We start from the raw sequence: 26,352 nt of genomic DNA on the forward strand, positions 1-26,352 counted from the left end.
CTTACTGTGTTCATCTTGAAACTCTGGACGGTGGTGACTCCGCGGTTGCAATGGACCTGACCTTGCCTACCGGTAATCCGGTGGTGACGGGGTCTATAGACCAAGTAGCAGGTGAAATTACGATTGCTGGTACATGGGATGGCCTTGCGGCTCATGATGCGCAGATTGAGATTTATAAGAACAGTGATTGCAGTGGTGTCGCAACGTTTATCGAAAGCCTTGGCTGGAACGTCTTACAAGGCACAGAGAAGACCTACCTCGAATCTGCGACCGCGTGGTTAAGCCGCGCGAGTGCTTACTGCGCTAAACTACGACTCGGTGACTCCGTGGTTGAAATTGACCTCGGTACTTTGAATGTTGCGGAGTTCACGGCCGCCACATTGGATGCAGGTAACTTAACAGCGCTTAACTTACTGGCTCAATTTGAAACGAATCATGCAGTTGAAGTGACCCAAACTTTATACGAGGGGTCAACTGCCTCGAATGGTGAATGCGTAGGTGGTACGCAGCTTGGAGATGCCTATGTGGTTATTTCCGACAACTCAGCACATGCTTGGGAGAGCAAAGCCGCTATGCCTCTTAAGCGAGGTGGCCTTTATTGTGTTCAGTTCATTGCTGGAGATTCAGGGGGTGCCTCGGCTTCTGCGCAGTACCAAGTGCCTGACAACATCACTGCACTCGGTGGTTTTATAAATCAGGAAACTGCGGTAATGACGATTAACGGCGGCTTCAGCGGAATTGCTGGAGGTGCATCTCGAATTGACCTACACGCCAACAGTGGTTGCTCAGGTACACCCATTCAAACAACGGCAATTGTTTGGAACTCAATGGGCGCGGGCGTATTTCCCCATTTATTTCTACCTCCCGAATCAGGGTTTACTCGCGGTCTAAATTACTGTGCCCGCCTTATTTTGGGCGAGGTTTCGCGTACGGTTGATTTGGGCGAGCTGACCTTTGCGAATTTGAGTGCGATATCGTTTGATGTTGCGAATGAAAACTTACCGGCATTGGGGGCAACCTGGAGTTTGAGTCATGCGACGACAACACGCTCAACGCTTTATAAGGGGAGTTCCGCTCAAGGGACGACCTGTGCAGCTGGCGATGAGGTGTCTGCAACAGACCACGGTCACAGCGCGTCGACGTCGGTCAATTTTCAGAACCAAGAAAATTGGCAGCACCTCGAACGGGGTGTGAGTTATTGCCTTGAGGTTGAGGTTACTGATGGAGGTGGAGCGAAGACAGCTCGAAGCGTCACTGCTCCATCGAACACGCCCGGACTGACAGGGAATATCGATCAAGCCAATGCCAGCATCAGCCTGGTTGGAACATGGACAGGGCAAGCCGGAGCTGCCTCTCAATTGGAACTCTATAAGAATTCTACATGCACCGGTGAATCTATCGCCACATCGGCAATCAGTTACGAAAGCACTGTGCCGTACGGACATGTCTTTACGGTAGGCGATGTGGGTTCCATTGAACGTGGCTACTCATATTGTGCGCGCTTGCGATTTGGTGAGGTTACAACTCAGCTGGACCTTGGAGAGCTGGTTTACGCTGATTTCCTAGCGGCAGATCTTGTTTTAGATGATGTGAATACGCCAACCCTTGCTGCCAGCCATCAAATGAATCACGCGGTCGAGGTTCGTCAGAGCCTCCATTACGGTGCGGTTGTTCTTAATGACCGGTGCGAGGGAGGAAGTCAGATTGCAGAAGCGCGTTTGACGGCTCTTGAGACCGCCACGGAACTCTGGTCGAGCAGTGCTGAATGGCCACTTAGACGAGGTGGTACCTACTGCATGGAGTGGTCTACTACCGATGGTGGTGGCGCGAGCCAAGCCGTGACCTATACGGTGCCAAACAACATCACGGCACTAAGTGGCGTAGTCGACCAAGAAAATGCGACCTTTACAATATCGGGCAGCTGGACGGGACAGGCCGGTGGTGGTGCGCTGCTGGAACTCTTTGCCAATGCAGGATGTACTGGGGCTTCTACCAGCTCGGTCTCAAGCAGTTGGGATGGATTATCTTCCGCATTGTTACCACACATTTTTGAACCAGGCATCGATGGCTTTCAACGTGGGATAGACTATTGTGTCCAGCTGACATTGGGTGACGCACGGCAGACTTTTGAACTGGGTGAACTTGAATATGCCCATATCGCGGGGCCGGAGTTCGTCGTAGCAGACCCTTCATCGCCATCGCTTAGAGCCAACTGGTCTTTAAGCCACGCAACAACGTCTCAAACGAAAATATTTAAGGGCTCTACTGTTGCCGGTAACCTATGCAGCGGTGGCGAATTGCTTGAGTCGCACGAGCATGGGCATAACAGTGCTTTTACCAGGACATGGAACAATACCGTGCAAGCGCAGATCTTAGAGCGTGGCACTGAGTATTGCGTAGAGATATTGGTTACCGATGGTGGGGATGCGCAAACTGCCCGAGGGGTCATGGCGCCTACAAACAACCCGGTGCTTACAGGCACGGTTGATCAGGTGACCGGTACCATCTCCGTGAATGGAACGTGGGCCGGGCAGGCAGGTGCTTCGTCGCAGGCCGAACTCTTTGCAACGGCTGATTGTTCCGGTACGGCTATTGCCGCGGCTTCGATTGGTTATGATGCCCAAGGAGGCTTTGGTCATACGTTTGGTCCAGACGATGTTGCCGGTCTTGTGAGAGGGCAGAGTTACTGCAGTCGATTGACCGTGGGTCAGCAGGTTCAGGATGTGCCACTTGGTTCATTGGATTTCGTTACTTTTGCTTCAGTCTCTCTAACGTTGGCCAACAGCAACACGCCGGCCGTTCGAGCAAGCTATACACTCAATCATGATTCACCTGTGCTCCTAGAGCTTTACCGCGGAGCGGCGCTGGCCGGAGACGATACTTGCAGTGGCGGTGTATTAGAGTTTGCGCAAAGGACAACCACTGGTGCGAGTCATGACGAGATATTTGAGAGCTCTGAAGCGGCAGCCTTGTGGCGAGGCACTCAATACTGTGTACAGTTCTTATCAACCGATTCTGGCGGTGCACGTGCAGCTGCTGTTTATGTTGTTCCGGCAGCTTCAACGGCATTCAGTGGCAATATGAACCAAGATGAGGCCACTGTTTTAGTTAACGGCGGATGGAATGGTCAAGCCGGCGGCAATGCCCGCTTATCCGTTTTTCAAAATGGTACATGTACTGGTGCAGCGTTGTCGCAGAGAGAAATTTTGTGGAACGAGTTAAGTTCAGCAGTATTCGACCATACCTTTGACCCCGGTGGACAAGGGTTTGAGCGAGGCTATGAATATTGTGTGCAGCTCGAACTTGGCAATGATGTGAGGACCATTTCCCTTGGTGAACTTGAATACGGGTTCATCGATGCCATCAGCTTTTCGTCGGCAAACCTGGCTCTACCAAGCCTGGATGCAACATGGTCTCTGAATCACCGAGTTGCTTCGGAGTCTGTCCTGTACCGAGATTCCGTTTCAGCAGGGCATGTCTGCAGTGGTAATAGCAAAGTAGAGGTTTCTCGAGAAACACACGATACATTAAACACGGCAACCAAGAGCTGGTTGAACACAGATGACTGGCAAAATTTAGCGCGCGGGACACCGTATTGCCTTGAAGTAAAAGTACTTGATGCGGAGGCTTATCAGACGGCGAGAACTTTTGAGTTTCCCGACAACGATTCATTTGTTCAAGGTGATTTGGATGTAGATACGGCAACGGTAACCCTTACTGGGTTTTGGACAGGGAATGCTGGCGCTTCAGCAATGATAGAGCTCTTCCCAACGAACGATTGCAGCGGCGCTGCTCTTGATGTTTCTGCTATCCCTTATAATCAGGCCGACGGTTATACCTATGTGGTAGACCCAACAGATTTGCCAGCGCTTGTTCGCGGCCTCTCTTACTGTGGTCGTCTGGTTCTCGGCGATTCCACCCACGACTTGTCTCTAGGAGAGCTGCCATTCGCGGACATCACTTCTATCGACTTGATTGTGAGCAACGCAGCAACGCCAGAGCTTCAAGCCACATGGGAACTCGAGCCGAATGGACCAACTACAGCTAAACTTTACGCGGGGTCCAGTCTCAATGGTGATGAGACAGCCTGTGTGGGCGGCGCCTTAGTCGTGGATTCTACGGTCAGTGTGGACCATGCCGATGGCGGGACGCATCAATGGGCCAATACGGAAGCATGGCACCCCTTAGAGCGTGGCTTAGAGTATTGTTCTCAGGTTGAAACAGAGGATGGTGGAGAGGCGACAAGGGCGGCTCTCGTGATGTTGCCGGCTACCGGGGTATCGCTGGCAGGCTCTGTGGATCAGGACGATGCGCTGCTTACGCTGGATGCCAGTTGGGACGGTAATGCAGGGGCGGGTGCGACGGTCGTGTTGTACCGCAGTGCAAATTGTACGCAAAACCCCGTTGCGGTGGAATCTATTGAATGGAATCAGTCAACAACGTGGTCGCACACTTGGGACCAAGATGACCACCCGGGGATTATACGTGGGCACGATTACTGTGCGCGTCTTGTTTTGGGGCAGGTCGTGGTGGATTACCCTCTCGGCTTTTTGGTTGAATGGGCTTATGTCGATTCGCTGGTTATCAGCACTGAGCAAGAAAGTGTTCCGTCTATTCGCTCATCGTGGGTACTTAGCCAGGACGAGGTGACTTCGACAAAGCTTTATCGTGGCGGCGTGGTTAACGGCGATACGTGCGAGGGCGGTGTTCTTATCGATAGCCAAGACCACAATGGAACGGCAAGAACCGTTTTGTGGTCAAACAGCGAAGACTGGCATCTAATCGAGCGTGGGCGCGATTATTGTGTGCAATTGAATGTACAGGACACAGGGGCCGACGAAGCTTCGGCGGTGATGGTTCTTGGCGATGCCAGTATGGATCTTTCCGCTTCGGTGAATCAGGATGATGTTTCATTTACTGTTACGGGTGTTTGGCAGGGCAACGCTGGTGCAAGTTCTAACCTTACACTCTACCAGTCAGCAGATTGCACTGATAACCCACTGCGTGTGGTCGACATTGGTTGGGATGTTGCGTCGGGGGTTCAGGAAGTATTTACCCCTGGAAACACACCTGGTCTGGAGCGCGGCTTTAGTTATTGTGCAAAACTTAGCTTGGGCGGAGCGCAAACGGTTCATGCTCTAGGGGAACTGCATTACAGCACAATCGGTGGGCTGGGCTTCTCGATGACGGATTCATGGGGCCCAACGCTTCGGGGCCAATGGTCGTTAACCCCGATGGGGATAAGTAGCGCAACTCTCTATGAGGGTGGTACAGCCGAAAATGGTGTATGCGTCGACGGCGAGTCGGTACTTAGTGAGAGTTACGGACATCTCGGCAGTGTTGTAGCTGATTGGCAGAATACAGGATTACTCAAACGCGGTGCGACCTATTGCTTGGAAGTGAATACCCAAGATGGTGGTGCGGACAGTGCGTCAGCCAATTTCAGTGTGCCTGCGAACAATCCAGCGATGATTGCTACCTTAAACCAGGTGACAGCAACTGTGACCGTTGAGGCCAGCTGGGATGGAATGGCTGGAGCAGCTTCCAGCGTCACACTTTACCGAAGTTCGAACTGTGCGAGTGCCCCTGCGGAAGAAAGAGTCATTGCTTGGGACTTAGCCGGCGGTGACGATTTCGATTTCACTGAGGCAGATGGAAGCGTTATTCGCGGTTTTGATTACTGTGTTGCCCTAGACATCGGTGATGTGCGGTTAACGCAGTCTGTTGGCTTCTTGGTTGCCTTCGGTCTCTTTGACCAAGTGAACTTTAATGTGGATGACATCGATGCGCCAAGCCTCACGGCGAGTTGGACGATGAGTCAGCCGACAGTAACGACGAGCCAGTTATTTAGAAACAGCGTAGCGAACGAAGCCGGGGATGACTGTATCGGTCCTGATAGTGAGCTGATTCTCGAAGAGACACAAGACCATCTAGAGGCCATCACTCAAGACTGGCAGAACACTGAGCAGTGGCACAATCTATCCCGCGGCATGGATTACTGTTTGCACATTCAGACAGATGACGGTGGTAATCAACATATCGCGACCGATTTGAACTTAGGCGGTTCCCTGGGTTTCGTTGCCGGTACCCTGGATGAGTACGCGCCAGGAATAACCGTGAGCGCCTCTTGGTCGGGTAATGCCGGTGGTGGGCCAGCTTATGTTGGGTTTTATCCTGCAACGGGTGGGGCGTGTGGTGAGTGTGCGCCTGAACTCGAGAACCAGCGCGCGATTCCATGGAATACGCTCGGCGGAGATCAGTATACCTTTATCGATGTTACTGAAACTCGATTGGAGCGAGGGGCCGATTATTGCGCCTGTATGCGGCTCGGGAACTTAGAGTCGTCGGCTTATGTTGGTGAATTGGGCGGCGTTCCGCCTAGGTACCGAGAGACGCTGGTCGAAGTTGATGGTTCTCTTGCTGCACTTTACGACACCTATGAAGATGAGGACTTTGCTGAATCTTTGAATGCCGCTCGTGGGCATATTGGGTATGCGCTGGACTATTGGGATGCACGGACTTCGCTGAGTGAAGTTGGCGAATTTGCGGACCGCCAAATTCAATGGGGGCCATCTTTTAGGAGGGCCCAGAAGGCAGTTGAAGACATGGTGCGCGCACGCTCAGGAGGAGGGCCAGGTAGCCTGAGAGGCATGGAGTCGCGCCTTGGCTCGGTCATGCTTTACGAGGCAAGACTTCGAGCATCTCTAAGCCAAGCGGCCTTGGACGCAAGCAGTCCTGGTTGGTGGCTTAGAGCCACAGAAGTTAGCTACTCAACTGCTCAAAACGGTTTCCAGAGTTTGTATGGATTGGAACGAGCGGATGCTGCGGCCGATGCCTACGATGCCGCTGCTCCCGTTTACGAACAACAGTATCAAGAGGCTAACCAGGTGAGTCGGGCTCAAGTGGCTGTCGACGCGCAAATGGCGCAGCCTCGTGAAAACCGTCCTAGACTTGAACTGATTCAGGCAATCGATGCCATGATGATTTCAGGCTTGAAGCCAGAGCTGGAAGCAGCGGTTGAGGTCTCTTTGGCGGGTCGCGAAAAGTTGGAAGCGGTGATTGGTCGCCTTGAGAATATCGACGCATGCCTTGAAGACCTAGCGGCTTTCCAGCTTAACGATAAGCAGTTCACGCTTTGCTATCTTGATGTGGTGAAGATTGTGGAGGAACTTGAAAGTTTTGAAAGCGCACTGGTGAACACGCATACGTGGCGTGCGCTTCTTGGCTACTCTGTTTTTGCACTGCTGGATATCTCACTTTACCACGGCTCGAATCCATTGGTTACCCAGCCGAACATTGAGGCTGACACTGACGGACAAGAAGCATTTGACAACTTTGAACTCGGACTTTTAGAGCTTCGAAATGGCGACATCGAAACTTCGCTCGACCGCTACACGCGAAACGACTGTCTGATTGTGAGAATGTTCAATCGCTACTATGCAATCTCTGGCGGCGGGGCGAATTTTGATCACATTGAAGAGGCTGGTTATTGCCCAGATGCATCGAATGAATGTGTGGTACCGGACACCTGTTCCGAATCGGCCACGTGCATTGACAGAATCGTTGGTTATGAGTGCCTGTGTGATGAGGGCTTTGAACTGAATAACGTGAATGAATGTGTCGACTTGGATGAGTGTACCTTTGGAATATCGACATGCTCACCGGTGGCCGAGTGTACCAATGAAGTAGGTAGTTTTACATGCGAGTGTCCTGAAGGCTTCGGAGGTGAGTTCTGTTCCGAATGTGAGACAGGTTACGCGGGTGTCCTTTGTGACCAGTGTGATATCAACGGGGGCTTTGTCGAGTTCCCTGTCTTGAGCGGACTTTGCATCGCTGACCCGTGCTCGGGGCAGTCTTGCCTAGGTCTGGATTCGTGCAGCCCTGATTCTACCGGAGTTGTGACCGAGACGGGTGTATGCTCCGTCGTCGGTCCAGACAGCTATTCCTGCAGCGCGCTAACCACTGCGTGTCTCCCAGGAACGGCTTGTAATGGTTTTGAAGGGGTTCATGCTGATTGTATGGTGGAGCCATTCTTCTCCGAGTACATTGAGGGGTCCTCTTGGAACAAGGCGCTAGAAATTTACAATCCGAATGAGCAAGCATTCAATTTAGAACATTGCTGGGTGGAAATATATTCCAATGGCAGCACCGACGTGGGTTACACGGTGGCACTTTCGGATGTAGTGCCGGGCGGCGAAACTCAAGTTCTATGTAATGACCGTATGGACGAAAGTGAGCAGGGACGCTGTGACATCTTAGAGAATTCACTCATCTTTAATGGTGATGATGCCGTGGTATTGATTTGCGGCGGTGCTGGTGATGCCGAGGCCCGAAGAATTGCAGATGTAATCGGCCAGGTTGGTAATGACCCGGGTTCGAGCTGGGGCAGTGGCAATCTGAGTACCAAGAATGCAACGCTGCGACGAGATTGCGGTGTGGTTATCGGCGATGATGTGAAAGACGATGTCTTTACGCCGGCAGAGTCGTTTGTCGGAGAAGATATAGACGTATTCGACGGGCTTGGTGCCCACTGTGATTAGAGTTTCGCAGTGATGTTAGCTTAGGTTCTTTAGTCGGTTACATGCTTAATGGGTGAGGGAGACTTTGGCTTCAGGTTCTATAGAGGCCAACTGCCTTAAGCTCCAAGAAATCTCGAACTTGTGCATCGCCGAGATCAATATGCTCCAGAAAATCAGAATGCTCTACCAGCTCAGATTCGGATAATACCATCACGTGGGGAAAGGAACCCAGAGGTGATGTTTCGGGGTGGGCCAGAGCGTGCTTTGTGAAATCCTGAAGACGTGAGGCTAGGTTGGGCGGCCGACCGATCACTGCAAGTTCGGAGCGGCGCTCACTTCCGATGGTGCCGAGAATAACATCGCCCGTGGTCACTCCTATACTCAGACGAAGATCCGCGTATTGACCACCCGCAATATTTTGAACCATCGGTGGGAAAGCATCTGCGATGTTCTTCGCCGCTCTAAGGGATGGACCAGTTGGGTCGCCGCCGGCTAGGCCAAAAACGGCCATGAGGCCGTCGCCCATATGCTTATCTACAATGCCACCGCAGTCATAAATGATTCTATGAATTGGGCTAAAGAGTTCTTGAAGCAGTCCGAAGATATCACCCGGGCTGGATGTAGCTGACAATTGTGTAAAGCCTCGCACATCGAGCATCAAGATTCCCACTCGGATACGCTTGGGCTCTTGCATGACGTTGAGTGGCGTTTCCCGTCGCATGGACCCGCCCAGGATTTCGTTTTCTTTATGGAGTTCGGAGTTCTCTTCCAGAATATCTTTAAGCAAAGCTAATAGTCGGCGATTCTCCTCTACAACCGTATTTTCAGTGACAGCGGCATCAACGACGGCATTGAGACTTTCGCGATTGACCGGCTTGGTCACGTACCTAAAAATACCTGCTTCGTTTACTGCACTGATGACGCCTTGGAGGTCAGCGTAGCCCGTGATGATAATACGGGGAGCCGCGTGCTGACGTCTCTTAAGTTCACGGCAGAGCTGCATACCTGTCATTTTAGGCATTCGGTGGTCAGTGACGACGACGTGGATATCCTGCTCGTTGATAACCGTAAGTGCTTCGTCACCGGATTGAGCTGTGAGCACGTTAAATCGCTGTTCGAGTGCTGCACGGTAAAGAGTCAAGTTAGGAGCTTCGTCATCGACAACGAGTACGGTTGCCTGAGAACTCTTGTCTATAGGCTCCGGCTCTTGCTCATCAAAGACTTTTTGGGCTTTGTCCCAATTGATTTTCATCAATATTCCCTACGGCGAAGTATCATTTATAACGGGGGTAGGGTCACAGCTATCTGTTGTTGCATCCCAGGTCCCCTCAACAACTAGAACACACTGCTCTTGCCTGTTGAAGTCCATATCGAAAATTTTAATTTCATCGATTACAAAACCGCTTCCAAATCCCCATGTCATGTCATCGGCCATAAAGGAATTCAATATAGGAGCAGCATTTGGATTATTGAGAATCAGTTGTACGATACCATCAATACTGACTTCTACATTGCCTGTGTTGTCTGCGAGCCGGACCAGTAGGTGGTGCCACTGAGTCCCGTCGTAACCCGCTCCAAGGTCAATGTCTCCACAGACCTCCCCTGAACCACTGTTGGCGTAGCACGCTTCCAGGGTTTCCTGATCCACTCCGTTGGCAACCCGAATCCCGCCCCCGCTGGACGGGGTGGTGGCTAGAAAATCGAAGAGGGTTCCGTTGTCGGCAATCGTGTCCTGTTTGAACCACACGCCAATGACAAGTTGACTGACTGAACCAATGGCCGATCTTATCTCATTCACGCGAAGCCAGGAGGTGTCTTGGTCGGCATCCGCGTCGGTCTTGAATTGGGCAGCGCTGCCTAATCCGGCGATGCTGTCGATGTAATCTATACTTTCCGCAGTCGCATTAAATTCGGGGGCGGAGCGTCCGGTGTTTTCGGCGCTACCTTCAAACTTGTAACTCATTAAAGGTTCGGAATGGCAATCAGTAAAACAGCCATCGAGATTATCGTCGTTGCCATCATCACAATCTTCGTTTCCTTCGAGTATACCATCGCCACAAACAGCGAAACTACAGTCGTTCGGGCAATCGTTGTAGTTGTTCTCGTCACCATCATCGCATTCTTCGGAGGCATCGACGATTCCGTCCGTACATTTTGGCAGTCGACAGTCTGTTCGGCAGGTATCAGGAGTATCTGCGTTGGCGTTGCCGGTATCGCATTCTTCGAAAAGTGGACTTAGAGTTTCAGAGATATCTGTTCTAACAATGTCGTCACCACAGGCAGCCGGAGCACAGGTGTCCGTACAAGCATCGGTAGCAATCGTGTTCCCATCATCACAGGTTTCGTTGCTGTCGACGACGTTGTCACCGCAGTGGGCAACCTGGCAATTATTGCGACAACTGTCCGCGCTTGTGTCAGAGTTATCGTCGCCATCGTCGCATGCCTCGATGCCCGTTTGAATGAGATTGTCACCACACGCGGCAATGATACAGCTTGATGTACACGCTCCATTGTCTAGATTGAGGGAGTTTCCTTGATTGTCTGTTCCAATGTCGCATGTCTCTGCTCCCTCGACGATGCCGTCTCCGCAGATGCCAATCTGACAGTCGTTAGGGCAGTTGTCGTCATTTTCATTGTTTCCGTCATCGCAATCCTCTCCGGTATCCACGACGCCATCACCGCAAGCTGCAAGAACGCATGTGTTTCGACAGGTGTTGGGTAGAGAGTCCGAGTTGTTAATGCCATCATCACATTCTTCATATCCGTTACTGCCAGGTGTAACATCGGTTCGTACAAAGCCATCTCCACAAGTCGCCGGTACACATTGCTCAGTGCAGCTGCCGGTGTTGCTGTTGCCGGGGCCTTCGTCACAGCCTTCTTGGCCCGCCCAGGTGAAACCATCACCACAGGTTGCTACTTCACAATTTTCAGTACACTCAGCAGTGTCGTTATTTGCAGCAGCGTTGTCGCAACTCTCGGGGCCTGTCCTGACACCATCGCCGCAGTTTGCGGATGCCGGATTCGTGCAGTCATTCGGGCAACCATCTTTATTCTCTAAGTTTCCGTCGTCACAGAATTCGTAGCCGGTTTCTCCCGGCGCAGCGTCGAGTCGGACGATATTGTCGCCGCAGGTGGCAACGAGACAGCCATTGGTACATGCGTCGTTTGAATTTGTATTTCCATCGTCACATGCTTCGAAGGCAGGGTTCGTGATGTCTAAGATGTCTCCGCGCCATATGCCATCGCCGCAAACGGAGAGCGCGCAACTGTTGGTGCATGCGTCGAAATTATCATCGTTGTTGTCGTCACACGCTTCACCTGCGGTCTGAATGCCGTTGCCACAAGCTGTGAACGTGCAGTTGGTATCACAATCATCTCCGTCGGTAGCATTGCCGTCATCACACTCTTCAAAACCCTCTCTGATATTGTTGGAGCAAACGGCAGCATCAGGGTCGCTGCAATCTGATGGGCATGTTTCGGCATCAAAGCCGAGCGCGGTTGGGTCACAAAACTCAATGTCGTCCAACACACCATCACCGCAGGCGGGTAGGCTACAGTCGGTTCGGCAAGCATCAGCCAAGGTGTTGGAGTTGTTTTCACCATCGTCGCAGGCTTCAGATCCAGCTTGGATACCATTGCCACAGCCGCTCTCGGTACAGTTGCTGTCGCAGCCGTCGCCTTCTATCGCATTAGCATCATCACAGCTTTCGAACCCTTCGGCTTCTCCATCTCCGCAGATAGCCAGCGCCGCATTGGAACAGTCATCGGGACAGGGCTGAGGACTATCTAGGTCGAACGGGTCGCAATACTCGTTGCTTGCCTTGACCCCGTCGCCGCAGCTTGCAACTTGGCAGTTACTGCGACAAGCGCTCGGGTCAGTGCTCGTGTCGGAGTTGTTCAAGCCGTTGTCACAGGTTTCTTCAGCCTGGATAAATCCATCTCCACAACTCGCTGGAATGCATGAGGTGGTGCAGGCGTCGGTGTTGCTGGTGTTACCGTCATCACACGCTTCTGAGCCGGCTAAGACTAAGCCATCGCCACACACGTTCAAGAGACAAGAGGTAGTGCATTCAGCGTTGTCATTGTTGTTTGCGCCAGCATCGCAAGCTTCATTGCCTTCACGTAAGCCGTTCCCGCAAACGGCTTGGCTGGCATCGCTGCAGTCGCTTGGGCAGGTATCGCCGTTAAGATTGTTGCCATCATCGCAGAACTCATAACCGGGGTTGCCTGCTTCAATATCACTGCGGACGACACCGTCACCGCATTTGGCGCTGCGGCATGTATTGGTGCAGCTGTCGTCATTTATAGTGTTTGCATCGTCGCAATTCTCGAAGCCAGCAACGTCTGGATTTAGAATGTCGTTACGAACAAGGCCGTCACCACATGCTGCTTGGTTGCAGGTGTTGGTGCAGCCATCGAATGCATTTGTATTACCATCGTCACATGCCTCACCCGCGGTGGTTATACCATTTCCGCAAGCGGTGACGGTGCAATTGCTATCGCAACCGCTGCCGTCTTCGTTCGTGCCATTGTCGCAGCTTTCGAGTCCTTCAACGATTCCGTTGCCGCAGGTGGCTAGGTCTGGGTCGCTACAATCGGCGGGGCAGGTGAGCGCAGCCCCAGGGACACCAGGGTCGCAGAATTCGCCCGTATCCACGACGCCATCTCCGCAGCCGGCCGTTTGGCAGTTGGTGCGGCACCCATCAATATCGCTGTCTGAATTATTTTCGCCATCGTCACATGCCTCGCCGAGCGTGACGATTCCATTGCCGCAAGCTGTTACGGTACAGTTGCTGTCGCAGCCGCTTCCGTCGGTGTTGGTGGTACTGTCGCACTCTTCAAATCCCTCGGGAACACCATTGCCGCATACGGATGTGGCCGGGTTGGTGCAGTCGAGCGGACACGGCTGGGGGCTGTTGGCGTCGAGTGGGTCACAGAACTCGGAAGTATCGGTGACACCGTCGGAACAATGGGCAGTTTGACAGTTGGTTCTGCAGGCGGTTGGGCTTGTGCTCGTCGCGCTATTGCTCAAGCCGTCATCACATTGCTCACCAACTTGGATAAAGCCATCTCCGCAAGCGGCAGTCACACAGGTATTGGTACATCCATCGGTATTGATGTTGTTACCGTCATCGCAACCTTCGTTGCCGAGCCAATGGAGACCGTCACCGCATGTCGCCGCATTGCAGCTTAGAGTACACGAACCAGTGTCGCTGTTGGCAATACCGTTATCACATGCTTCGTTGCCTTCTCGAATGCCGTCACCACAAACTGCCGCCGTTGGATCACTGCAGTCTGATGGACAGGCGTCACCATTGATTGAATTACCGTCATCACAGTATTCGTAACCGGGTGTACCTGCCTCGAGATCTTCGCGGACAATTCCGTCGCCGCAGATTGCTAACGCGCAGCTGTTGGTGCACGCGTTTGTATCAATGCTGTCACCGTCATCGCATCCCTCAAAGCCTCCTGCCTCTGGGTCATTGATATCTGAGCGCCATATTCCATCACCGCAGCTGGCCGCTACGCAACTATTGGTGCAGCTGTCATAGTCGTCGTCGTTGCCATCGTCGCAAGCTTCCGACCCTGTGGTGATGCCGTTTCCACAACCCGTTATGGTACAGTTGCTATCGCAGCCGCTGCCATCTGTATTGGCGCCGTCATCGCAGGTTTCAAAACCTTCAACAGTACCATTGCCACAGGCTGAGAGGGCAGGGTTTGAGCAGTCTTGTGGGCAATCGGGGTTCTGTGGGTCGTCGCAATATTCACCCGTATCCAGGATGCCGTCCCCGCAAGCTGCGGCTTGGCAGTTGATTCGGCAAGCATCGATTTCGGAGTCGCTGTTCAGAGATCCGTTGTCGCAACTTTCGCCCTCAGTCACAACGCCGTTGCCGCATGCGGTGATGCTGCAGTTGTTATCGCATCCATCTGCATTGGTATTGTTTTGGTCGTCGCATTCTTCAAACCCTTGGACGATACCATCGCCGCAGTTTGCTGTGGCAGGATTCGTGCAGTCAGATGGACAAGGGCTGGCACTTGCTGGATCGAGAGGGTCACAAAATTCCGATGTATCGGTAACACCGTCTCCGCAAGAAGGCCTTAGGCAACTCATACGGCAGCCGTCTGGATCTGTCGTGCTATTAGAGTTACCGGTCCCCAGGTCGCAGGCTTCGCCACTTTGCAACCAGCCATCACCGCATGTTGCCTGAGTGCAGATATTTGTACAGGTACCAGTATTCGCGTTCGCGGCTCCGTTGTCGCATTGTTCTCGTTCGCCCCAAACAAGACCATCGCCGCAAACCGCGAGTAAGCATTGTGTGGTGCAACCACCGGTATCGCTGTTGTTTTCACCTAAATCACAGGCCTCATTTCCTGTGCGAATGCCATCGCCGCAAACTGAACCAGCCGGGTCAGAGCAGTCGAAAGGACAGGCGTCACCGCTTAGGTTATTCCCGTCGTCACAGTGTTCATACCCAGGGCTTGTTTCATCGAGGTCGGTACGAACGATGTTGTCACCGCACCGAGCGACCTGACAGGTGTTGGTGCAAGCGTCCGTCGTGATTGCATTGGCATCATCGCAGCTTTCGAAATCTGGGCTTGATGGGTCAAGGATATCTGAGCGCCAAAAACCATCGCCACAGGTTGCGGGTTCACAGGTATTGAGACAGCTGTCGTAGTTGTCCTGATTTGCGTCGTCGCAGGTTTCCCCACCGGTCACGATTCCGTTACCGCATGCGGTTTCTGTACAGTTAGAATCACAGCCGTCGCCATCGATACCATTCGCATCGTCACATTCTTCAAAACCCTCGGTTTGCCCATTGCCGCATAGAGCATCATCAGGGTTTGAGCAGTCGGTGGGGCAGGTGTTGGCCGCTACGCCGGGTGCGTCTGGGTCGCAGTATTCATTTGAGTCGACGACACCATCACCGCACGAATACGAGTTACAGTCTGTTCGGCAAGCATCTACTTCGTCATCTGAATTAAGCGGGCCATCATCACAAGACTCGTCGGTGCTGATGATACCGTTTCCACATGCCGTTTCGCTGCAGTTGGTATCGCACCCATCACCATTGATGTCGTTGCCATCGTCACATAACTCAAACGCTTCTCTTACACCGTTGCCGCATTCGGCGAGAGCAGGGTTGCTGCAATCTTCTGGGCAGTCCTGGTCGCTGTTTGGATCTTCGGGGTCACAGAATTCGCCATCTGCAACAACCGCGTCACCGCAATAAGCTATTCTGCAAGTTGTTCGGCATGCGTCGGCCGCGGTGCTTGTGTTATTATTTTGTGGACCGAGGTCACATTCCTCGTCGCCCTGGACAAATCCGTCACCGCAAGTTGGTAGGCGGCAGGCTGTGGTGCAAGGCCCGGCATTGTTATTGCTATTGCCATCGTCACACTGTTCGATGCCCGCATGAACAAGACCATCACCGCAAGTATTGAACACGCATGTTGTCGTACAAGTTCCGTTGTCGTTATTGGCACCGGCAAAATCACAGGCTTCATTGCCTTCAACGACACCGTCACCGCAAAGAGATCCGTCTGGATCCGTGCAGTCAGCAGGGCACCCATCACCGCCGTTGGTGTTGCCGTCATCGCAATGCTCATAGCCCATAAGACCCGCAGGGATGTCCGTGCGTGTGACACCGTCGCCGCATCTTGCGACCAAGCAGTCGTTTGTACAGGCATCGGTATTGTCACTGTTGGCATCGTCACATCCTTCAAAGCCCGGCTCCTCTGGGTTTAGGATGTCGGCTCTCCAAAAGCCATCGCCGCAAGCTGCGGCTACACAGTTTTGGGTACACGCGTCGTAGTTGTCAGAATTTGCATCATCACAAGATTCTCCAGCCGTGACGATGCCATTACCACAAGCGGTTAGGGTGCAGTTATTGTCGCAACCATCTCCATTCGCGGTGTTGGCATCATCGCACTCTTCAAAACCTTCCACGCTACCGTTGCCGCAGGTAGCAGCCTCTGGATTAGAGCAGTCACTGGGGCAAGGCGTTAGGTCGTTGGAGGCAGCTGAGTCGCAGAACTCGTTGCTATCTTTCACGCCATCACCGCATGACGGAGTAGAGCAATCCGTACGGCATGCATCAGGTAAGGTGTCTGAGTTTAGGTCGGCGTTGTCGCAGAACTCTCCGAAAGTTACGAGTCCGTTTCCACAGCCCGTAGGCTGACAGTTCGAATCACAGCCGTCGGCATCGGTTAGATTACCGTCATCGCATGTTTCATAGCCGGTTGTTTGGCCGTCTCCGCACACTGAGTTGGCGGCGTTGGTGCAGTCGCTTGGGCATTCAGGGTCTGCGCCCGGAGCGCTTGCATCACAGTATTCACTGCTGTCTCTGACGCCATCCCCGCAGTAGGACAGTCGGCAATCAAGTCGGCATGCACTTGGGCTGTTGCTGAGATTCGTGTTGGCTGCGCCTTCGTCGCACTCTTCGAGCCCCTGAAGAAAACCGTCTCCGCAACTTGCGACATTGCAGTAGGTGGTGCAGCTGTCGTTATTGTTGGTGTTTGCATCGTCGCATTGCTCAAAGGCTGTCCAGATGAGGCCGTCACCGCACTGGGCAACTTGGCAGCTGGCGAGGCAGCCGCTGTTGTCGGAGTTGAGTATTCCTTCGTCGCATCCCTCATTACCTTCTCGAATACCATTGCCACAGTTGGCGGCGGTAGGGTTTGAACAGTCAAAGGGACAAGTGTCTCCATTGACGTTGTTTCCATCGTCACAGTGTTCAAAGAGGGGTGATTCCAAAGGAACGTCGGCGCGTATGACACCATCTCCGCATCGAGCGAAGGTGCAGGCGTTGGTGCATCCGTCGTTGTTGATGTTGTTACCATCGTCGCAGGATTCATAACCAAGTACTCCGGGGTCAAGAATGTCGGACCGGGGGATACCGTCTCCGCAGCTGGCGACGACACAGGCGTTGGTACATGCATCAAAGTTGTTGCTGTTGGCGTCGTCACACCCTTCACCATCCGTGACAATCCCATTTTGACAACCAGTGACGGTACAGTTCACGTCGCAGCCGTCTCCATTGCTGAAGTTTGCGTCGTCGCATTCTTCAAAGCCGGTCGTCTCGCCATCACCGCAAAGGGATTCGTCCGGGTTAGAGCAATCTTGTGGGCAGGTGTCTTCCGAGCCAGATACCTCTGGGTCACAAAACTCATCGTCATCTTGGACGCCATCGCCGCAGGAGGGTAACTCACAAGTGGTTCTGCAAGCGCCGCTGTTTTCGTCCGAGTTGAGAGGACCGTCATCACAGAATTCGCCGAAGGTAATGACACCGTTGCCGCAGCCTGTTTCGGTGCAATTGCTATCACAACCATCAGCATCTGCGTTGTTTCCATCATCACATGTTTCGAAGCCTTCAACCACAGTGTCGCCGCAAACAGAGAGTGTGCTGTCGGTGCAATCGCTGGGGCAGGGCAGAGTATTGTCGGGGCTAAGCGGGTCGCAATATTCATTGGATGCGACGACAGAATCGCCGCAGTAACTTAAACGACAATTGTTCCGGCAGCTATCAGGACTTGTGCTGGTGTTGTTATTGGCGTTTCCTTGATCACATTCCTCGCCGGGTTGCATAAAGCCATCGCCACATGTGGCGGGGATACAGCTGTTGGTGCATGTGTCGTTGTTGTTTGCGTTTCCATCATCACAACCTTCAACACCCTCATGCCTGAGTCCATCGCCGCAGACGTTGAAGCTACAGCTCGAGGTGCATTGCGCACTGTCTGAATTGCTTGCACCGTTGTCGCAAGCTTCATTGCCTTCTCGAATGCCATCGCCGCATACGGATTGCCCGGGGTCGGTGCAATCACCGGGGCACGCGTCTCCACTTACGGTGTTACCGTCATCACAGAATTCGTAGCCAAGTTGTCCTTGAACCTTATCGAGTCTTCGAATGCCGTCGCCGCATTGAGCGGGGAGGCAGGCGAGGGTGCAGCTATCGTCATTGATGGTGTTGCCGTCGTCGCAGCCTTCATAGCCAGCCGCGGTTGGGTCCAAAATGTCACTTCGCCAAATCCCGTCACCGCAGGTAGCAAGGGCACATGCAGCGGTACAGCTATCAAATGCATCGAAATTCCCATCGTCGCAGGCTTCGCCCGCGGTGACGATACCATTACCGCAACCAGTGACTGAACAGTTGCTGTCACAGCCCGAGCCATCGGTATTGATTGTATTGTCACAGGTTTCGTAACCTTCGGTGATGCCATTACCGCAGACAGCTTGTTCAGGGTCGGTGCAGTCTGAGGGGCAATCCAAGACGCCGCCAATTCCCGGATCACAGAACTCGGCGATATCCATCACACCATCACCGCAACGCGGGGCAGAGCAGTCACTGCGGCAGGTGTCAGGATTTACATCTGAGTTAAGGCTTCCTTGGTCACACGTTTCATCTCCGGTGACAACACCGTTGCCGCATGCGGTAACTGAGCAGTTGCTGTCGCAGCCAGAGCCGTCGATGTTGGAGCCGTCGTCACATTCCTCAAACCCTGAAATAATTCCATCGCCGCACTCTGCGAGAGTAGGGTTGGTGCAGTCGAGCGGACAACCGGTTGCCAATGGGTCATTGGGGTCGCAAAACTCGTTGTCAGCCTGAACACCATCACCGCAGAAACTTACGCGGCAAGTGGTTCGGCAAGCAGTTGTCAAGGTGGAGGTATTATTGTTGGCCGCACCTTCGTCGCATTCCTCATCTGCCTGAATGATCCCGTCACCACAGGTTGGTAAGAGGCAGTTTGTTGTGCAGCTTCCCTGGTCATCGTTTGCATTTCCAAGGTCACATAGTTCTCGGCCAGTCCATACAAGCCCATCGCCGCACGTATTAATAAGGCACGAGAGGGTGCATTGCCCGTTGTCACTATTTAGTCCACCAAAGTCACAAACTTCGTTGCCCGTAATAACTCCGTCACCGCAAATAGCTGAGTCGGGGTCGCTGCAGTCGGCTGGGCAACCTGGGGAACCATCGCAAAACTCAAAGCCTGGATTACCTGGGGTAATATCTGTTCGCAGAATACCGTCGCCGCATTTTGCGACTTTACAGGTGTCGGTGCAGGCGTCTGCATCTTCGCCATTGGCGTCATCGCATGCTTCATAGAGTCCGTGGTTGGGGTTGAGGATGTCTGCACGGGTTATCCCGTCACCGCAGAAAGCCAGCTTGCAGGTGTCTGTGCACGAGTCGTCAGCTAGGGTGTTGCCGTCATCACATTGCTCGTAACCTGTCTGTCCCGGAATGAGACCACTTCGCAGGTGCCCATCACCACAGGCCGCGTTTGTGCAAGTTGATGTGCAAATACCACCATCACTATTATCAGGGCCGTTATCGCATTCCTCGAAACCATCGATGGATGAGTCTCCGCACACTGAGCTGCTGGGGTCACTGCAATCATTAGGGCAGGTTGCCGGGTTGTCTCCGCCTGGTCCTGGATCACAGAACTCATAACCGTCCTCGCCCAGAGTTAAATCGCTGCGCGTTACACCATCACCGCAGCTGGCAACGTTGCAGGAATCGCTACAGGCATCAGTGTTTACGTTATTGGCGTCGTCGCATTCTTCTTCGCCCTGAATCGTTCCATCTCCGCAAATGGGTAAAGTACAGCCTGTAGAGCAGGTTCCCGAAGCACTGTTGTTTGGTCCCTCATCACATTCTTCGAACCCTTCCATAAACCCATTGCCGCACACTGAATTGTCGGGGTTGCTGCAGTCATCTGGACACGGAGCGCCATTGGCCAAATCTTGTGGGTCACAATATTCAGCGGCATCTAAAATCCCGTCACCGCAATAGGCTTGCTGACAGTTTGTTCGGCAGCCGTCAGGTTCGTTGTCGTTATTACCTGTGCCTAAGTCGCAGGTTTCATCGCCGTCTTGAATGCCATCACCGCAGCGGGGGAGAACGCAATTTGTTCGGCAGGTATCAGGTGATGTGTTGGAGTTATTTGTTCCGTCATCGCACTGTTCAATACCCGCCCACGTATAGCCATCTCCGCAAGCCGCGATTTGGCAGACCGGTGTACAAAAAGCATCAGCTGAGTTCAGTGTGCCGTTATCACAGGTTTCATCGCCCTGGACGATGCCGTCACCGCAGACAGTATTTGCCGGATTTGTGCAATCTTGCGGACAGGTCCCGTCGTCGAGCGGGGATGCAGGGTCACAATATTCATAGCCAGGATCGGACGGGGAAGCATCGGCGCGGATAAAGCCGTCACCACATGCAGCGGTACGACAGGTAGATATGCAACTGTCATCGTTGTCGGTATTTGCATCATCACAGGCTTCAAAAAGTGGACTATTAAAATCGGTAATGTCTGCTCTTGTTATGCCATCACCACACGTAGCCTGTGTGCATTGATTGGTACACGAGTCGAGGTCGTTGTCATTACCATCGTCGCAGCTCTCATGGGCAGGGTTATCAGTGTCCCCAACATCCAGTCTCGTAATACCGTCGCCGCAGCGAGCGGTCATGCAGGTATTCGTACAAGCGTCCCATGGCGTTGTATTACCGTCTTCACATTCCTCGCGTCCTTCGATGATTCCATCACCGCAGACGGCAAGCATGCAATCATTGGGGCAATCATCTTCGTTATCGAGGTTGGCATCATCGCATTGTTCAATGCCTTCAATGGTCCCATTGCCACAGGTCCCTAAGAGGCAATCAGAAGGGCAGGCATCGTCATCCAAAGTGTTGCCGTCGTCGCAGTCTTCATTAGAGTCTTGTACGGAGTCACCGCATGTATAGCTCCGGCAGTTACTGCGGCAGCTGTTGGGATCTGTATCTGAGTTTTCGATACCATCATCGCATGCCTCAAAGTCCGGATGGGTTGTATCGAAAATATCAAGTCGGATAACACCGTCACCACAGGTTGCGGGCGAACAATCTGTGCGGCAGGCGTCGGTGTTGACGAGGTTACCGTCATCACAAAGTTCACTGCCATCCACGACTCCGTCTCCGCATTGTTGAAAGCGGCAGTCGTTGGGGCAATCGTCAAAGTTTTCGCTGTTGCCGTCATCGCACTGCTCGCTGCCTGTGATAACGCCGTCACCACAGTTGGAGAATTGGCAGTCATTCGGGCAGAAGTCGTTGTTGTTTGTGTTGCCATCATCGCATTGTTCGTCGCTATCTTGGATGCCATCGCCACAAATAGGCAGGGAGCAATCGTTTCGGCACGCGTCGGCTGAATCAGCGTTGGCAGCACCTTCATCACAAGCTTCGTAACCAGAATCTTGGGGATTGATGATATCGGAACGAACGATGCCGTCGCCGCAAATCGCCTCATTGCATGATCCAGTACATGCATCGGTATTGACTGTATTACCATCATCACAAGCTTCAGACCCTTCATGGGTTCCGTCGCCACAGATTGCAATCAGGCAGTCATTGGGACAATCGTCGAAGGTGTTGTTATTACCATCATCACATTGCTCATCGCCTTCAATAACGCCGTTGCCACAGAGGCTGAGCCGGCATGCAGAGCAGCCATCTCCGTCTATGTCGTTTCCGTCATCACATTCTTCGCCAGTGTCGGCAACGCCATCGCCGCAGCTTGGAAAAGTACAGTTGGTTCGGCAGCTGTCTGGCTCGGTATCGGAGAGGGAATCATCGCAGTCTTCGCCGCTGTCAACGACTTGGTCACCACACTTTGGCAGGGAGCAGTCTGTACGGCAGGCATCGGGTGTTGTGTTGGAGTTGGCCGCACCGGCATCGCAAGCTTCAAAACCCTCGGCCCCTGGAGTCGTAATATCGTTACGCTGAAAACCATCTCCGCATGAGGCTGGTTGGCATGTTGCAAGGCAACCGTCTTGGTTACTTAGGTTTCCGTCGTCGCAGACCTCGCCGGGTTCAACAACATCGTTGCCGCAACTCTCTGTTTGCTCGTAGGTGTCTTCAGTGGACTCGATAATTGCGGCTTCGCATCCGACCAGCACAAATGCCATCAGAATTACTTGCCAGGTTGAGTGTTGTCCCCGCATAAACCCCCCAGTCTAGCTCTCCAAGAAGTCTAGCAGATGCTGGGGGTGACGCCATGCAACTTGGCGGCTTTACGCTCTTTTTTCGGAAGAAGGGTCTTTAAATGAGGGTAGAGAGGTACGTAACAACGGCTTTAAGTTCAGCGGTTACGTGTTCAGCTTTTTCGGATACAGAATCCAAATTGTTGTGGGTTCTGGCTTGGGCCTCGATGGCCGCACAATGACTGGCAAGCTTTCCCGCTCCAACGTTCCCACTGCTCGATTTCATGGTGTGGGCCGTCCGAGCGACAAGCTCCACGTCTTGGGCAGCGATCGCCTGGAGTAGCTCTCCACCCAAGCGGGATGCGTCGTCTACGTAGGATTCAATCAAATCAGTGAAGAAATCAGGGGTATCTTCATCTGCAAGCTCCCTGAGGGTGTCTAATACGTCTACATCTACCGGGCATTCAGCTGATGTCATATGATTTTCTTCCTTCATTTTGTGCCCTTTAAACCTATCGCAAAGCCCGTTGCGACTAAAGACTTTCGGGGTGCTCTTCGCTTTTTATGAAATAAAACTCGCTCCAACCCCTGAATATCTAGTAAAGTTTTTGTGATTTCGTGCGTTAACGTGGTCCTATCGACTTCGGGGGTATACATGAGCGAACTCGGTCAGAGTCAGGGAGGGGATAGTTTGTCCCCAGGTATTATTCGTGCTTGCGTTATTGCAGCCATTGCGTTGGCTGGGGTGATGTACGGCACCGTCCAGATCACTTCTCCTTCAACCGTTGCTGAGGCCACCGCTGATGCCGATGAAGATTCGGACGACGATGAAGATGAAGATGAAGATGAAGACGACGAGGGTGAAGAAGAATCGAAGTCAGCCGATGCAGACGACAAGGAAAAGAGCAATACCGTGCCTTTGGCAGGACTCTTTATAGTAGGTCTTGTTTTAGTTTGCGGCGGCATTGTCAAATCCGCAAGTGACGGCTCTGACGGCGAAGAAATGGCTGAAGTGTTTGCTGCAGTTTCACGCGGTGACCTCCGATTTCAGGGTGCGGGCGGCGAGAATCAATCGCTCAACCTGGTTCGTGATGGTTTGAGCGGAGTACGTACTCTCGTTGAGACTGTCGCTAGCTCTAGTAATTCGTTGATGAGCTCCATTACTGAGTTGGCAGCAACCAGCGATAAGATGGCTGACGATGCGGCATCGTCCTCATCCGAAACGAGCCGACTATCGGCCACGGCATCTCAAGTGAGCGAAAACGTTCAAACGGTTGCTGTTGGTGTTGAAGAAATGGGCTCCAATATTAACGAGATTGCAATCAACGCTCGACAGGCATCGGAAGTTGCTCAGTCGGCAGTTGCTATTGCAGAGACCACAAAAGAGACGGTTAACCAGCTCGATATGACGAGTAAAGAAGTTGGCTCGGTTGTTAAAGTGATTAGTTCTATCGCTGAGCAAACGAACCTGCTTGCTTTGAACGCTACCATTGAGGCCGCGCGTGCGGGTGAAGCGGGTAAGGGTTTTGCGGTTGTTGCGACTGAGGTTAAGGAATTGGCCAAGGAAACGACGAAGGCAACAGAGTCGATTACTCAGCAAATCACGGCCATCCAAACAGATATGGATGGTGCGGTGACTGCAATTGGTCAGATTTTGGATATCATTACGCAAGTAAACGAATACCAAACAACCATTGCAACAGCTGTTCAGGAACAAACCATTACTGCTCAAGAAATGGGGCGGCACTTGCATGAAGCAGCGGGTGGGACAACGGAGATCGCAAACAGCATTTCACACGTTGCTGGAACGGTTGAGGAGACTGTGGATGCAGCAGGTCGTGCACGCGATGCTGCGAATAACATCTCAGGGTCTTGTGAGCAGCTTCAGCGCATGTCGAATGAGTTCATGACGTGACCTGTAAAAATCAGAAATAAAAAAGAGGGCCATTGGCCCTCTTTTTTTTGCTTACTTACTGAGCTTAGAAGCGAATTTTCTTGGCCATAATCTCATCGTAGCGTTTTTTGGTTAGCTTTTGATAAGAATCGCTGCCAGGCAACCAAGCATAGACCGGGTCTTTGAGTTGGTTTACATCAAAGCCTTGCTCCTTGAGATCCACCTTACGATGTTTGAAAGTACCCGTTACTTCGAGTTCTGAACGAAGCCGAATAAAGATTGGGAGGGCATAAGCAGGAAGCGAGGACTGTAGGCTCTCGCTCAGGGCTTTGGCATCAAATTCCTTTAGGGCCACATTTAGAACCAGTGATATCATCCCTGCGCGGCCATCGGTGCCTGGAATCTCAACCCCGTAGGTAGTGGCTTCTTCGGCCTGATAGAACCCGTTAGCGACCTCATCCACTTCAGTGGTTGAGACGTTCTCGCCTTTCCAGCGAAAGGTGTCACCTAAACGGTCTACAAACTGAGCGTGTCGAAAGCCCATGTCTTTGAGAAGGTCGCCGGAGTTGAACCAGAGGTCACCTTCGTCAAATACATCTCTGAATAGTTTTTTCTCACTGGCTTCTTTATTCGTGTAACCATCGAATGGCGTTTTTTTGGTCACTTGGCCAAGAAGAAGTCCAGTTTCACCTTTTCCAACTTTAATAAATCGTCCGTTGCTGTCGCGCAGCGGCTCATCCTTATCAATATCGTATTTTACAATCGCATAGGGCAGTGGACAGAAGCCGATGGTGCAATTGAGGTTGAAGAGGTTGATAAAGGCAATGTTGCCCTCACTGGCACCATAAAATTCATAAACCTCTGGGATATCAAACCGCTCTTTAAATTCCATCCATACATCAGGACGGAGTCCGTTACCGACAATACGCCGTACCGGGTTGTGAGCATCGTCTGGACGCCGGGGTTGGTTCAGGAGGTAGCGGCACAATTCACCGATGTAGCATACGGCGACGGCATTGAATTTTCGGGTATCATTCCAGAACTGACTCACGCTGAACTTTCGACGAAGGGCTATCGCAGCTCCGCCTGCGGACGCTGAGGACCATGCGACGGTCAGGGCGTTGTTGTGATAAAGCGGAAGCGCCGTGTAGATTGCCTCACCAGGTTTGAGCCTTAGGGCACAGAAACCAAAACCAGCCGATGCCTTAACCCACCTGAAGTGCGTCATGATAGATGCCTTCGGAAGCCCAGTCGTGCCTGATGTGAAGATATAAAAGCATGGGTCCTTCATCTTCACTCGGCCCGTTGTGAGCGGATTGTCGCTCGAGGCTCGGTCGCTTACGGCGTTGAGATCGATGAAGTCTTCAGGAACATCCATTTTTCCGGTATCAGGCAAGAAGAAGAGCGGGGTGTTCTCGCGGGGTACGTCGTTGAGGACTTCGGAGAACGCGGTATAGAGTTCTTCGCCAACGATATACGCGCGCGGTTTTGAGAGCTCGATGCTGTGAATTAAAGCTTCGCGGCGCTGATTGGTGTTGATAAGTGATGCGACCGCTCCAAGCTTAGCGAGTGCTCCAACCGAGACCAGCACTTCTGGGCGGTTCTCAAGCAAAACCACAACGACATCACCCTTACGGATGCCCTCTGACGCAAGGTAGTTTGCGTACCGGTTGACCCAGGCATTGAATGTTGAGTGGCTAAAGCTTTGATTTTCGTAAAGCACAGCCGGGAAGTGTGGGTGGTCAATGGCGTTGCGTTCGATATAGGAACCGATGGAGAGTTCCTCTTCTTGGTCCGTTTTTCTCAGGTATTTGAGTCCCTCAATAACGGATGGAAGCTTTTTGACGACCATTTCGACCCGGGAACGGACCGCTGGTAGCTCTTCGATGATAGATTGAATCTGCATAATTATCCCCCTTTAATGGGGAGCGTAGACGGGCTAACGCGAGGCGTCAACAAAAATCCGTGGAATGCGCTTAGTGCCTGGA

The 26,352-nt window shown here is 52.6% G+C and carries 6 protein-coding genes; 2 read left to right on the forward strand and 4 right to left on the reverse strand.

Annotated elements, in window-relative coordinates; genetic code table 11:
* On the forward strand, positions 1-8,540 hold an 8,540-nt coding region (locus HOK28_06325; protein ID MBT6432690.1), incomplete at its 5' end, for a hypothetical protein.
* A 70-nt stretch (positions 8,541-8,610) separates the two neighbouring features.
* On the opposite strand, the gene HOK28_06330 is transcribed toward HOK28_06325, so the two are convergent.
* From HOK28_06330 to HOK28_06340, 3 genes are all read right to left on the reverse strand, one after another.
* Positions 8,611-9,771, reverse strand: coding sequence for a response regulator (locus HOK28_06330; GenBank protein MBT6432691.1), 1,161 nt, complete (start codon positions 9,769-9,771; stop codon positions 8,611-8,613).
* A 9-nt stretch (positions 9,772-9,780) separates the two neighbouring features.
* Entirely contained in the window at positions 9,781-22,491 is a 12,711-nt protein-coding gene (locus HOK28_06335; GenBank protein ID MBT6432692.1) for a DUF4215 domain-containing protein, read from the reverse strand.
* 97 nt (positions 22,492-22,588) lie between these two features.
* Complete coding sequence (locus HOK28_06340) at positions 22,589-22,966, reverse strand: Hpt domain-containing protein (GenBank protein MBT6432693.1); 378 nt, start codon at positions 22,964-22,966, stop codon at positions 22,589-22,591.
* Between the two features lie 507 nt (positions 22,967-23,473).
* Between HOK28_06340 and HOK28_06345 the strand changes: the two genes are divergently transcribed.
* On the forward strand, positions 23,474-24,385 hold the full coding sequence (locus tag HOK28_06345) for a methyl-accepting chemotaxis protein (GenBank protein MBT6432694.1): 912 nt from the start codon (positions 23,474-23,476) through the stop codon (positions 24,383-24,385).
* A 64-nt stretch (positions 24,386-24,449) separates the two neighbouring features.
* Here HOK28_06345 and HOK28_06350 read toward each other — a convergent pair whose 3' ends face one another.
* The gene (locus tag HOK28_06350) at positions 24,450-26,270 is read right to left on the reverse strand and encodes a long-chain-acyl-CoA synthetase (protein ID MBT6432695.1); all 1,821 of its coding nucleotides are present in this window, start codon (positions 26,268-26,270) and stop codon (positions 24,450-24,452) included.
* Between the last annotated feature and the right edge of the window lie 82 nt (positions 26,271-26,352).

It is taken from the genome of Deltaproteobacteria bacterium, from assembly GCA_018668695.1.
In the GTDB taxonomy this organism is placed as follows: domain Bacteria; phylum Myxococcota; class XYA12-FULL-58-9; order XYA12-FULL-58-9; family JABJBS01; genus JABJBS01.

Excerpts from the sequence above, each read along its gene's own strand:
- HOK28_06330 (MBT6432691.1), bottom strand. The coding sequence starts at position 9,771 with ATGAAAATCAATTGGGACAAAGCCCAAAAAGTCTTTGATGAGCAAGAG.
- HOK28_06335 (MBT6432692.1), bottom strand. The coding sequence starts at position 22,491 with ATGCGGGGACAACACTCAACCTGGCAAGTAATTCTGATGGCATTTGTG.
- HOK28_06340 (MBT6432693.1), bottom strand. The coding sequence starts at position 22,966 with ATGAAGGAAGAAAATCATATGACATCAGCTGAATGCCCGGTAGATGTA.
- HOK28_06345 (MBT6432694.1), top strand. The coding sequence starts at position 23,474 with ATGGCTGAAGTGTTTGCTGCAGTTTCACGCGGTGACCTCCGATTTCAG.
- HOK28_06350 (MBT6432695.1), bottom strand. The coding sequence starts at position 26,270 with ATGCAGATTCAATCTATCATCGAAGAGCTACCAGCGGTCCGTTCCCGG.